This is a genomic window from Streptomyces sp. NPDC043870, from assembly GCF_056435785.1.
In genome coordinates this window covers 4654-16650 of sequence record NZ_JBWKDT010000041.1, presented here as the reverse complement: position 1 = coordinate 16650, position 11997 = coordinate 4654, and the positions used below count along the sequence as shown (strand labels likewise).

At 70.6% G+C, this 11997-nt stretch carries 9 protein-coding genes; 4 read left to right on the top strand and 5 right to left on the bottom strand.

Features of this window, described 5'->3' with window-relative positions; translation table 11 throughout:
• Positions 1–19 precede the first annotated feature (19 nt).
• Positions 20–1384, top strand: a complete 1365-nt coding sequence (locus AC0699_RS32730) for an aminotransferase class V-fold PLP-dependent enzyme (RefSeq protein ID WP_478667752.1) — start codon at positions 20–22, stop codon at positions 1382–1384.
• Between the two features lie 121 nt (positions 1385–1505).
• On the opposite strand, the gene AC0699_RS32725 is transcribed toward AC0699_RS32730, so the two are convergent.
• Positions 1506–2480, bottom strand: a complete 975-nt coding sequence (locus tag AC0699_RS32725) for a carbohydrate kinase family protein (protein ID WP_478667750.1) — start codon at positions 2478–2480, stop codon at positions 1506–1508.
• A gap of 132 nt (positions 2481–2612) precedes the next feature.
• On the opposite strand from AC0699_RS32725, the gene AC0699_RS32720 reads away from it, so the two are divergent.
• Together AC0699_RS32720 and AC0699_RS32715 are read left to right on the top strand one after the other, a co-directional pair.
• Positions 2613–2819: a hypothetical protein gene (locus AC0699_RS32720; protein ID WP_478667748.1), complete on the top strand. Its 207-nt coding sequence runs from the start codon at positions 2613–2615 to the stop codon at positions 2817–2819.
• A gap of 78 nt (positions 2820–2897) precedes the next feature.
• On the top strand, positions 2898–4388 hold the full coding sequence (locus AC0699_RS32715; protein ID WP_478667746.1) for a hypothetical protein: 1491 nt from the start codon (positions 2898–2900) through the stop codon (positions 4386–4388).
• Between the two features lie 68 nt (positions 4389–4456).
• On the opposite strand, the gene erpA is transcribed toward AC0699_RS32715, so the two are convergent.
• The gene (gene erpA / locus AC0699_RS32710) at positions 4457–4813 is read right to left on the bottom strand and encodes an iron-sulfur cluster insertion protein ErpA (RefSeq protein ID WP_016639588.1); all 357 of its coding nucleotides are present in this window, start codon (positions 4811–4813) and stop codon (positions 4457–4459) included.
• 312 nt (positions 4814–5125) lie between these two features.
• Between erpA and nadA the strand changes: the two genes are divergently transcribed.
• Positions 5126–6304 (top strand): quinolinate synthase NadA, encoded by a 1179-nt coding sequence (gene nadA / locus AC0699_RS32705; RefSeq protein WP_478667743.1) that lies wholly within the window; start codon positions 5126–5128, stop codon positions 6302–6304.
• Positions 6305–6434: 130 nt separating this feature from the next.
• Here nadA and AC0699_RS32700 read toward each other — a convergent pair whose 3' ends face one another.
• The 3 genes from AC0699_RS32700 to AC0699_RS32690 form a co-directional block, all read right to left on the bottom strand.
• On the bottom strand, positions 6435–9599 hold the full coding sequence (locus AC0699_RS32700; protein ID WP_478667741.1) for an efflux RND transporter permease subunit: 3165 nt from the start codon (positions 9597–9599) through the stop codon (positions 6435–6437).
• Between the two features lie 149 nt (positions 9600–9748).
• Positions 9749–10435 carry a response regulator gene (locus AC0699_RS32695; protein ID WP_478667740.1) on the bottom strand — a complete coding sequence of 229 codons (687 nt, stop codon included), beginning with the start codon at positions 10433–10435 and terminating at the stop codon, positions 9749–9751.
• A complete protein-coding gene (locus AC0699_RS32690) occupies positions 10432–11676 on the bottom strand; it encodes a sensor histidine kinase (RefSeq protein ID WP_478667738.1) in 1245 nt (414 codons plus the stop codon). Before AC0699_RS32690 ends, AC0699_RS32695 begins: the two co-directional genes overlap by 4 nt.
• Positions 11677–11997 lie beyond the last annotated feature (321 nt).

Here is an 11997-nt window from a genome sequence, read left to right as displayed (position 1 = left end):
CAGGGCCTAACGTGGAAACGTGCCCTACTTCGACGCCGCATCCTCGGCTCCACTGCACCCGGTCGCCCGGCAGGCCCTCCAGGCCGCCCTCGACGAGGGGTGGGCGGACCCCGCCCGCCTGTACCGCGAGGGGCGGCGGGCACGGATGCTGCTGGACGCGGCGCGGGAGGCGGCGGCGGATGCCGTCGGGTGTCGTCCCGACGAGCTCGTTTTCACCCCATCGGGGACACGCGCCATTCATACGGGCATCTCGGGCGCACTGGCGGGGCGCCGCCGTGTCGGGCGCCACCTGGTCGTGTCAGCGGTCGAGCACTCCGCGGTGCTGCACGCGGCGGAGGGCCTGCCGGTCACCGAGGTGCCGGTGGACCGCTGGGGCGCGGTGTCGCCGGGCGAGTTCGCGGAGGCGCTGCGCGAGGAGACCGCGCTGGCCTGTCTGCAGTCCGCGAACCACGAGGTCGGCACCGAACAGCCGGTCGCCGAGGTGGCCGAGATGTGTGCTGCGGCCGGGGTGCCGCTGCTCGTCGACGCGGCGCAGTCGCTGGGGTGGGGACCGGTCGCCGCGGACTGGTCCCTGCTGACCGCAAGCGCCCACAAATGGGGCGGGCCGGCGGGCGTCGGTCTCCTCGCGGTCCGCAAGGGCGTCCGGTTCGCCCCCCAAGACCCCGCGGACGAAAGGGAGTCGGGCCGCGCGCCCGGCTTCGAGAACATCCCGGCGATCGTGGCAGCCGCGGCGTCCCTGCGGGCGGTGCGGGACACGGCGGCGGCGGAGGCGCGGCGGCTGACGGCGCTGGTGGACCGGATCCGCGCCCGGGTCCCGGAGCTGGTACCGGACGTCGAGGTGGTCGGCGATCCGGTGCGCCGGCTCCCCCATCTCGTCACGTTCTCCTGTCTCTATGTCGACGGAGAGACCGTGCTGCACGATCTGGACCGGGCCGGGTTTTCCGTATCGTCGGGTTCGTCGTGCACGAGCTCGACGCTGACTCCGAGCCATGTCCTGCGGGCGATGGGGGTCCTGAGCGAGGGCAATGTGCGGGTGTCCCTGCCGACGGGCACGACGGAGGAGGAGGTGGACCGCTTCCTGGAGGTCCTGCCGGGGGTCGTCGCCGACGTCCGCCGCCGCCTCGACGCTCCGGTCCCGCCCGCGGCCTCCACCGGGCAGGCGTCCCTCGTCGTGGACGCCCTGGGCAAGCGCTGCCCCATCCCCGTCATCGAGCTCGCCAAGGTCATCGGCGACGTCCCGGTGGGCGGCACGGTCACCGTCCTCTCCGACGACGAGGCCGCGCGCCTCGACATCCCCGCGTGGTGCGAGATGCGGGGCCAGGACTACGAGGGTGAGCACCCGGCGGTGCGGGGCACCGCGTACGTGGTGCGGCGGCGGTCCTGAACGGGGCGCGGACCGGGATTCCGCCGGGATTCCGCCGGGGCTCCGCCCCTGACCCCGCGCCCCATGCGCCGGGGACTCCACAAGATCCCCGGCGCATGAGTACGGACACCCGGGCCGGTCCCTACGACAGGTGCGCCCGGACCTCCGCCGCCGCGTCGTGGCCGTAGGCCTTGGTGAAGCGGTCCATGAAGTGGGCACGGCGCAGCGTGTACTCCTGGGTGCCCAGGGTTTCGATGACCAGCGTCGCGAGCATGCAGCCGACCTGTGCCGCGCGCTCCAGGCCGACGCCCCACGACAGACCCGAGAGGAAGCCCGCGCGGAACGCGTCGCCGACGCCCGTCGGGTCGACCTTGGAGTCCTCCTCCGGGCAGCCGACCTCGATGACGGACTCACCCTTCCTCTCGATACGCACCCCGCGGGAGCCGAGCGTGGTGACCCGGTGGCCGACGCGGCCGAGGATCTCCTCGTCGGTCCAGCCGGTCTTGGACTCGATGAGGCCCTTCTCGTACTCGTTGGAGAAGAGGTAGGTCGCCCCGTCCAGCAGTATCCGGATCTCGTCGCCGTTCATCCGCGCGATCTGCTGTGAGAAGTCCGCGGCGAACGGGATGCCCCGGGACCTGCACTCCTCGGTGTGCCGCAGCATCGCCTCGGGGTCGTCGGCGCCGATCAGCACCAGGTCGAGACCGCCGACCCGGTCCGCGACCGCCTTCAGCTCGATCTGCCGGGCCTCGCTCATGGCGCCCGTGTAGAAGGAGCCGATCTGGTTGTGGTCCGCGTCGGTCGTGCAGACGAAGCGCGCGGTGTGCAGTACCTCGGAGATCCGTACCGACGACGTGTCGACCCCGTGCCGGTCCAGCCAGGCGCGGTACTCGTCGAAGTCGGAGCCGGCCGCCCCGACCAGGATGGGGCGGGTGCCGAGCTGGCCCATACCGAAGCAGATGTTGGCGCCGACCCCTCCTCTGCGCACGTCGAGGTTGTCGACCAGGAAGGAGAGGGAGACCGTGTGCAGCTGGTCCGCGACCAGCTGGTCGGCGAAGCGGCCGGGGAAGGTCATGAGGTGGTCGGTGGCGATGGAGCCGGTGACTGCGATTCGCACGGCGAGGTGCTCCTGGAGGGAGGCGGCGACGTTGACAGTTCACGCTACCGGTTCCCGGCAGCCGCCTCGTAGTCGGAAACTACCCGATAGTAGGTCTTTTTTCCGTCACGCAACGATGCGTACGGTGCCCGTATGCCGAAGCACATCGCCCCGCGCGAGCTGCGGGAAACCGAAGTCAGCCTGGCCGAGCTGCGCGGGGACAGCGCACGGATGGCGCCCCACTGGGCCGTACCGCCTGTCGCCGCTTCCGCCCCCGTGCCACCGTCGCTGATCCATGGCGTGGTGGTTTCCCCCGCCTCCGCCCGCCTGGTCGGAGCGATGTCCGTGTACGGCGACTGACGCCGCAGACGGGAACCGCACGCTCGCCCGCTCCGTCCCAGGGGTGTCCCCCGTTACGGGTCCCGAAGGAGCGATGCGGTGAGCAGTACAGAGCGGCCCCGGAAGAGTGCCGACGGCCCCGACAGCCCGCGCAGGCGGCGGTCGCCGCTGGTGGTCGCCTCGGTGGCCGCGGCGGTGCTGGTCGCCGGGGGCGGCGGTGCGTACTTCGCCATGACGGCGTCCGACGGCGGCGGCGACGTGCCGGGCGCCGACCGCAATCCTCCGGTGCTGGCGCTCGACGGCTATACGGAGAGCGGGCCGCCCACAGGCATCGCGCCGGGCGAGCCCGATCCGAACGGTGTGGTGTACCGGGCCACGGGCGAGCTGCCGGACGGCCCCGGGGCGGCTCCGGTGTACCGGGCGGACGGGACGGTCGGCGCGGCGGAGGTGACCCGGCTGGCCGGGGCGCTCGGGGTGCCGGGCACACCGCGGCTGGTCGGGACCGTGTGGAAGATCGGCGCGGAGAAGGACGGCGGCGGGCCGCTGCTCCAGGTGAACCGGCAGGCCCCGGGGACGTGGACGTTCACCCAGTTCGGCCTGCCCAAGGGTGACAACTGTCTCAAGGGGAAGGCCTGCCCGTCGGGCGGGCCGGTCCCGGACGCGCTGCCGGCGATCGGCGGCACGCAGACGGTGAGCGAGGAGGCCGCGAAGAAGGCCGCCGCTCCGGTGCTGGCGGCCGTGGGCCAGAGCGACGCCTCGCTGGACGCGAGCCAGACGATGGGCGCGATCCGCGTGGTGAACGCCGATCCGGTGGTCGGCGGGCTGCCGACGTACGGCTGGTCGACCGGCATCCAGGTGGGCGACGGCGGTCAGGTCGTCGGCGGCAGCGGGCAGCTGAAGAAGCCGGTGAAAGGCGCGGAGTATCCGGTCATCGACGCGGAGGAAACGCTGAAGCGGCTGAACGAGGCCGGTCGGGGCCAGGGCCAGGTCGACATCGGCGGCTGTGCGACGCCGGCGCCGGTGGAGGGCCAGGAGAAGCCGGCCGCGCCGTGCGAGCCCAAGGGCGCTTCCGGCGGACCGCAGCAGATGACCATCACGAAGGCGGTCTTCGGGCTCGCGGTGCACTCGGTGGACGGCCGGTCCGCGCTGGTGCCGTCCTGGCTGTTCGACGTGGAGCCGAAGGGCGGTGCCCGTCCGTTCACGATCACGCATCCCGCGGTGGCGCCGGAGTATCTGAAGCCCGTGCCTCCTGCGACTCCCGCGCCTGAGCCGACCGGTACGCAGCCGCCGTCGCCGGACCCGACGAAGCTCCCGGAGACGACCGTACGAGGCGTCGAGTCGTACGCCGTGTCGAAGGACGGGCGGACGCTGACCCTGCGTTTCTGGGGCGGGGTGTGCAGCGACTACTCGGCAGCGGCGGAGGAGAGCAGCACGCAGGTCAAGGTGAAGATCATCGAGTCGAGGCCCGACCCGGAGCGCGTCTGCATCATGATCGCCAAGGAGCTGACGGAGAAGGTGACCCTGGACAAGCCGCTGGGTGACCGCACCGTCATCGATGTCGAGAGCGGGGACGCCGTGCCCCGCAAGTGAGCGACCGCAGACACGCCGGAGGGCGGCGGCCCGGTCTTGGGCCGCCGCCCTCCGGCGATGTCAGCGGCTTAGCTGAAGGAGTCGCCGCAGGCGCACGAACCCGTCGCGTTCGGATTGTCGATCGTGAAGCCCTGCTTCTCGATCGTGTCCACGAAGTCGATCGAGGCGCCGCCCAGGTACGGAGCGCTCATACGGTCGGTGACGACCTTGACGCCGTCGAACTCCTTGACGACATCGCCGTCGAGCGAGCGCTCGTCGAAGAAGAGCTGGTAGCGCAGGCCGGAGCAGCCGCCGGGCTGAACGGCGACGCGCAGCGCCAGGTCGTCCCGGCCTTCCTGGTCCAGCAGGGCCTTGACCTTGGCCGCGGCGGCGTCGGACAGGAGGATGCCGTCGCTCACGGTGGTGGTCTCGTCCGATACGGACATCTGCTTCTCTCCCGGGTTGTACGGAGACTGCTTGCCGACGGTTGCAACCGGCGGGGCCCGGGATTCATTCCGGGCGAGCCCTAGTCTTTCCCTTTCATGCTCGCACATGCGCTCCCGTGAGGGCACCGACCTGTGGACGGCCGGGCGTCCGGGAATTGCGTCACATCGACACAATGGCCATCGTCAAACTGACGTGAACCAGTTATGATAGATAGCGTCAAATAGACGAAAAGGCTTCCCGGTACGAGCCGCGGCTCCACTGGGGCGGCTACCGCCGCGCTAAATCGCTAGAGAACAGAAAGGGTGCGTGACGTGACCACCGCCCAACCCCTGGATGTCCAGCCGACGCCGCTCGCCCTGCTGCTGCTCGGCCGCGAGGCCGACCCGAAGAGCGAGCGCGGCGTCGAGTGTCCCGGAGATCTCCCCTCCCCGTCCGACCCGGACCTGGTGGAGCGCGCCCGCGCGGCGAAGGAGAAGCTCGGGAACAAGGTCTTCGTGCTCGGCCACCACTACCAGCGCGACGAGGTCATCCAGTTCGCGGACGTCACCGGCGACTCCTTCAAGCTCGCCAAGGACGCGGCGGCCCGCCCGGAGGCCGAGTACATCGTCTTCTGCGGTGTGCACTTCATGGCCGAGTCGGCGGACATCCTCACCTCCGACGACCAGAAGGTCGTCCTCCCCGACCTCGCGGCCGGCTGCTCGATGGCCGACATGGCGACGGCGGAGCAGGTCGCGGAGTGCTGGGACGTCCTCACCGACGCCGGTGTCGCGGACGTGACCGTCCCGGTCTCGTACATGAACTCCTCCGCCGACATCAAGGCCTTCACCGGCAAGCACGGCGGCACGATCTGTACGTCGTCGAACGCGAAGCGAGCACTGGACTGGGCCTTCGAGCAGGGCGAGAAGGTCCTCTTCCTGCCGGACCAGCACCTCGGACGGAACACCGCGGTCCGCGACATGGGGATGTCGCTGGACGACTGCGTCGTCTACAACCCGCACAAGCCGAACGGCGGGCTGACGGCGGAGGAGTTGCGCGGTGCGAAGATGATCCTGTGGCGGGGCCACTGCTCCGTGCACGGCCGCTTCTCGCTGGACTCCGTGAACGACGTCCGCGAGCGCATCCCGGGCGTGAACGTGCTGGTCCACCCCGAGTGCAAGCACGAGGTCGTCGCCGCGGCGGACTACGTGGGCTCGACGGAGTACATCATCAAGGCGCTGGAGGCGGCCCCGGCCGGCTCGAAGTGGGCGATCGGCACCGAGCTGAACCTGGTGCGACGTCTGGCGAATCGTTTCGCGGACGAGGGCAAGGAGATCGTCTTCCTCGACAAGACGGTCTGCTTCTGCTCCACGATGAACCGCATCGACCTGCCGCACCTGGTGTGGGCGCTGGAGTCTCTGGCGGAGGGCAACCTCGTCAACCAGATCCAGGTCGACCGCGAGACGGAGAGCTTCGCGAAGCTGGCGCTCGAGCGGATGCTGGCGCTTCCGTAACGGGCTCTGCCCCCGGGACCCCCTGTGCCCCGTACCCCCTGCCGGGAGTACGGGGCACAGCCATGCCGGCTACCTCAACGGCAACCGCCCAGTACCGGTGATCCCGGTACCGGGCGGCGCGCCGGTGGCGTTACGCGTTGACCGGCTGGGGGTCGGGGTCGTCCGACGGCGCGGGGGCCGGCGGGGTGGCACCCGTCTTCTTCGCCCGCTTCGCCGCCTTCTTCTTCGCGCGACGCTCCTTGCGGAGTTCGATCATCGCGTAGAGCGTCGGGACCAGCAGAAGCGTGAGCAGGGTCGAGCTGAACAGACCGCCGATCACCACGATCGCCAGCGGCTTGCCGATGAAGCCGCCCTCGCCGGTGACGCCCGCCGCCATCGGCAGCAGCGCGAAGATCGTCGCCAGAGCCGTCATCAGGATCGGGCGCAGACGGTGGCGCCCGCCCTCGATGACCGCCTCGACCACGCCCAGACCCTGGGCCCGGTACTGGTTGATGAGGTCGATCAGCACGATCGCATTGGTGACCACGATGCCGATCAGCATCAGCATGCCGATCATCGCGGGGACACCCATCGGCGTGCCGGTGGCCACCAGCAGACCGATCGCGCCCGTCGCGGCGAACGGAACGGAGACGAGCAGGATGAGCGGCTGGACCAGCGACTTGAACGTGGCGACGAGCAGCATGAAGACGATCGCGATCGCCGCGAGCATCGCCAGGCCCAGCGAGCCGAAGGCCTCCTCCTGATCCTGCCCGACGCCGCCGATCGACGCGGTCGCGCCCTCGGGCAGGTCCAGCGCGTTGATCTTCGACTGCAGCGCGGAGCTCACCGCGCCGGTGTTGTCGCTGGTCGGCTTCGCCGAGATCGTCGCCGCACGCGCGCCGTCGATCCGGGTCATCGTGACCGGACCGGGCACCAGCTTCACCTCGGCGATGTCGCCGAGCTTCACCGGTCCCAGAGGCAGCTTCTTCAGCTCGGCCATCGTCTTCGCCGGCTTGGCCGAGGTGATGACGACATCGCGCTCGGAGTCGCCGAGGATCGCCTTGGCCGCCGGCGTACCACGCACCGCCTGGGCGACGGCGAGGCCGAGCGTGGTGTCGTTGAAGCCCGCCTCCGCCGCCTTCGCGTTGCCCTTGACGGAGATCCGCGGCACGGACTGGGACAGGTCGCTCTGTACGTCGGTGACGTCGTCGAGCTTCGCGACCTCGTCCCGTACCTGCTCGGACGCCGTGCGCAGGGTGTCCGCGTCAGCCGCCTTCACCACGACGCTGAGGTCCTGGTTGCCGAAGCCGTCGCCCGCCGCGATCGTCGTGTCGCCGATGCCGTCGAGCTTGCCCAGCTCCTCGTCGATACGGTCGCGCGCCTTCTCGTACGACGCCGAGTCCTTGAGGGTCAGCTGGTACGAGGCCTGGTTGGCGCCGGTGCCGCCGCCGAAGGCCGCCATGAAGCCGGAGGAGCCGACGGTGACCTGGTAGTCCTTGATCTCGTCGATCCCGTCGAGGACCTTCTCGATCTTCTTCGCAGAGGCGTCGGCCGCTTCCAGGCTGGTGCCCGGCTTCAGCTCCTGCTTGATGGACATGACCTCCTGCTCGCCCTGGTCGAAGAAGTTCGTCTTCAGGAGCGGGGCCATGCCGAAGGTGCCGAAGAGCACGACGAACGCGAGCACGATGCTGGTGATACGGCGGCGGGTCGCGAAGCGCAGCACCGGGACGTACATCCGCTGCAGCCGGCTGCGTGATTCCTTCTCCTCCGCCTTGCGGCGCGCCTCGTCCGGGTCGATGCCCCGTACGGCCTTGGGGGCGCGCAGGAACCAGTACGACAGGACGGGGACGACCGTGAGGGAGACGAGGAGCGAGGCCAGCAGCGCCGCGGTGATCGTCAGCGAGAACGAGCCGAACAGCTCGCCGACCATGCCGCCGACGAGACCGATCGGCAGGAAGACGGCGACCGTGGTCAGCGTCGAGGAGGTGACGGCGCCCGCCACTTCGCGTACGGCGTTGAGGATCGCTGCCTGGCGCTCCTCGCCGTAGCCGAGGTGACGCTTGATGTTCTCCAGGACCACGATCGAGTCGTCGACGACGCGGCCGACGGCGATGGTGAGCGCGCCCAGCGTCAGCATGTTGAGCGACAGGTCGCGGGTCCACAGCACGATCAGCGCGAGCACGACGGACAGCGGGATGGAGACCGCGGTGACGAGCGTCGAGCGGATCGAGGCCAGGAAGACCAGGATGACGATGACGGCGAAGAGCAGACCGAGCGCGCCCTCCGTCGTCAGGCCGGAGATCGACTTGGAGACGGCCGGGCCCTGGTCGGAGACGACGGACAGCTCGGCGCCGGAGCCGAGGTCCTTGCGGAGCTCGGGCAGCTTCTCCTTGACCGCGTCGGAGATGGCGACGGCGCTGCCGTCCTTGTCCATCGTGGCCATGACGGCGAGGCTGGGCTTGCCGTTCGTGCGGGTGATGGAGACGCGCTGCGACTCCTCCTGCTTCACGGTGGCGATGTCGCCGAGGCGGACGGGCTTGCCGCCCTCGCCCGTCTGCCGGCCCGCCTGCTGCTGGGGCGCGATCCGCAGGTCCTCGATCTGCTTCAGCGAGGTGAAGCCGCCGCCGACCTGGACGGTGCGGCTGTTGCCCGCCTCGGAGAAGGAGCCCGCGGGGATCGTGGCGCCGCCCGCCTTGAGGGCCTCGGACAGGGCCATGGTGTTCAGCCCGGCCGCGGCGAGCTTCTTGTCGTCCGGGGTGACGGAGACCTGGAGGTCCTGGACGCCGTCGACGGTGACCTGGCCCACGCCCTCGATGTCCTCGAGAGCCGGGACGACGGTCCGCTCCAGCTGGTCGGCGAGCGCCTGCTGGTCCTTGTCGGAGCTGACGGCGAGGACGACGGTCGGGATGTCGTCGGTGGAGCCGGCGACCACCTGCGGGTCGACGTCGTCGGGGAGCTGGACGCGGGCGCGGTTCACGGCCTGCTGGACGTCGGCGACGAGCTGCTTGGTGCCCTCGTCCCCGTAGTCGAACGTGGCCATGATCACGGCGTTGCCCTCGCTCGCCGTGGAGGTGATGCCCTTGATGCCGTCGACGGCCTTGATGGTGTTCTCGAGCGGTTCGACGACCTGCTTCTCGACCACATCGGGGGACGCGCCCTGGTAGGGGGCCAGCACCGACACCATCGGCAGTTCGATGGAGGGCAGCAGCTGCTGCTTGAGCTGCGGGATGGCGATCGCTCCGAAGACGATCGCGACGATCGACATCAGCCCTATCAGGGCCCTTTGCGCGAGGCTGAATCTGGACAGCCAGGACATGGGGTCTCTCTTCTGTGGCTTACGCAGGAGGAGGGCAGGGTCAGATGCCCCATCTATACGATCGGCCATTCGAGAGGGCGGATCCGTAGGCCCCAGGTCCCGATCCTTATCCCCCGCATACCGCGCCTGGAGTACGCCGGGGTGGAGACTCACTCCACCCTTGGACGTACCAGGCCCGATTCGTACGCAATAACCACCAATTGAGCACGGTCCCGGGCTCCGAGTTTCGCCATCGCCCGGTTCACATGGGTCTTGACGGTGAGCGGGCTGACCTCCAGCCGCTCCGCGATCTCGTCATTGGAGTGACCGCCGGCGACGAGGACGAGCACCTCGCGCTCGCGGACGGTGAGGGCGGCGAGCCGTTCCGAGTACGCCTCCGACTCCTGGCCGCTCTCCGAACTGCCGCCCTGGGCGAGGAACTTGGCGATGAGACCCTTGGTCGCGACGGGCGAGAGCAGCGCCTCACCGGCCGCAGCGATACGGACGGCGTTGAGCAGTTCGTCCGGCTCCGCCCCCTTGCCGAGGAACCCGGACGCCCCGGCGCGCAGCGACTGCACGACGTACTCGTCCACCTCGAAGGTCGTGAGCATCACGACCCGCACGGCGGCGAGCCCGGGGTCGGCGCTGATCATCCGGGTGGCGGCGAGTCCGTCCGTACCGGGCATTCGGATGTCCATGAGGACGACGTCCGCCTGTGTCGAGCGGGCCAGCTCGACGGCCTCCGCGCCGTCGGCCGCCTCCCCCACGACCTCCATGTCGGGCTCGGAGTTCACCAGCACCTTGAACGCGCTGCGCAGCAGTGCCTGGTCATCGGCGAGCAGCACCCTGATCGTCATGCCTCCCCCTCCGCGTGGGCGTTGACCGGAAGTATCGCCTGTACACGGAAGCCGCCTCCGTAGCGGGGGCCCGCGGCGAGGGTGCCGCCGAGCGCCGTGACACGTTCGCGCATGCCGATGAGCCCGTGGCCGCCGTTGCCGATGCTGCTGTCCGCAGTTCCGGGAGTGTCCGGCACGCCGTCGTCGAGGACCGTGACCTCCACCCGGCGGCCCACGCGTACGACGCTCACCTCGGCCTTGGCCTCGTCGCCCGCGTGCTTCTGCACATTGGTCAGCGCCTCCTGGATGATCCGGTACGCCGCGAGGTCGACGGCGGCGGGAAGCTCGGTGCCGTGATCGGTGCGGGCCAGCTCGACCGGAAGCCCGGCGTTGCGGAAGGTGTTCAGCAGCTCGTCGACCACGGCGAGGCCGGGGGCCGGCTCGGTGGGAGCCTCCGGGTCACCGGACTGCCGCAGCAGACCGACGGTGGCGCGCAGCTCGTTCAGCGCCGAGCGGCTCGCCTCGCGTACGTGGGCGAGCGCCTCCTTGGCCTGGTCGGGGCGCTTGTCCATGACGTGGGCGGCGACTCCGGCCTGCACATTGACGAGGGCGATGTGATGGGCGACCACGTCGTGGAGGTCGCGGGCGATCCGCAGCCGCTCCTCGGCGACCCGGCGGCGGGCCTCCTCGTCCCGGGTCCGCTCGGCCCGTTCGGCGCGCTCCCGTATGGCGTCGATGAACGCGCGCCGGCTGCGCACCGCATCACCCGCGGCGGCCGCCATCCCGGTCCAGGCGAAAACTCCGAGGTTCTCCTGGCTGTACCAGGGAGCCGAGCCGAAGAGCATCGCGGACCCGGTCAGCACGGTCATCATCAGCAGGCCGAGCCGCCAGGTGGTGGGGCGGTCGGTGCGGGACGCGACCGTGTAGAGGGCGATCACGGCGGACATCACGACGGGTGCGGGCGGATCACCCGTCACGAGCTCCACGACGGACACCGCCCCGGTGACGGCCAGCACGGCCATCGGCCGGCTCCGCCGGAACACCAGGGCGCCCGCCGCGCCCAGCATCAGCAGCACACTGCGCGGCTCGGGGGTACGGGTGCCGAAGGTCGGCCCGTGCGGCCCGTGCGGATCGGCGAACGACGCGATGACCATGCAGACGAGTACGGCGGACGCGAGGGCGGCGTCCAGCGCGAGCGGATGCGCGCGCAGCCAGTCACGGGTCCGCGCGAGCCTGGTGCTGCCGGTCAGAGGTGCGGTCACGACAAGCAACGGTACGGGGTGCACGGCCGGGAGCTCCGTCCCCGGACCGCCGGTATGCCCTTCGGGCGGGCCATGAAGCGGCCCGGGGCGGTCTGGTGAGCCCGTGTGTCCGTCCTCGAACGCCGGACGGGCTAGATGCGCGCCCGGTACCGCCGAGAGGGCCGGGATGTCCGTCCTCGATCCGTCCTAGAGCTTCGCCCGGGGTTTCTCCAACGGACTCCGAAGGAGCCCCGGGGACGGGGCTGGTCCGGCAGCGCAGCGGGGGGGGGGGGGGGGGGGGGGGGGGGGGGGGGGGGGGGGGGGGGGGGGGGGGGGGGAACG

What these genes read in the sequence shown, in the direction of transcription:
- AC0699_RS32695 (WP_478667740.1), bottom strand. Translation starts at nt 10,435, where the DNA reads ATGACGATCAGGGTGCTGCTCGCCGATGACCAGGCACTGCTGCGCAGC.
- AC0699_RS32700 (WP_478667741.1), bottom strand. Translation starts at nt 9,599, where the DNA reads ATGTCCTGGCTGTCCAGATTCAGCCTCGCGCAAAGGGCCCTGATAGGG.
- erpA (WP_016639588.1), bottom strand. Translation starts at nt 4,813, where the DNA reads ATGTCCGTATCGGACGAGACCACCACCGTGAGCGACGGCATCCTCCTG.
- AC0699_RS32720 (WP_478667748.1), top strand. Translation starts at nt 2,613, where the DNA reads ATGCCGAAGCACATCGCCCCGCGCGAGCTGCGGGAAACCGAAGTCAGC.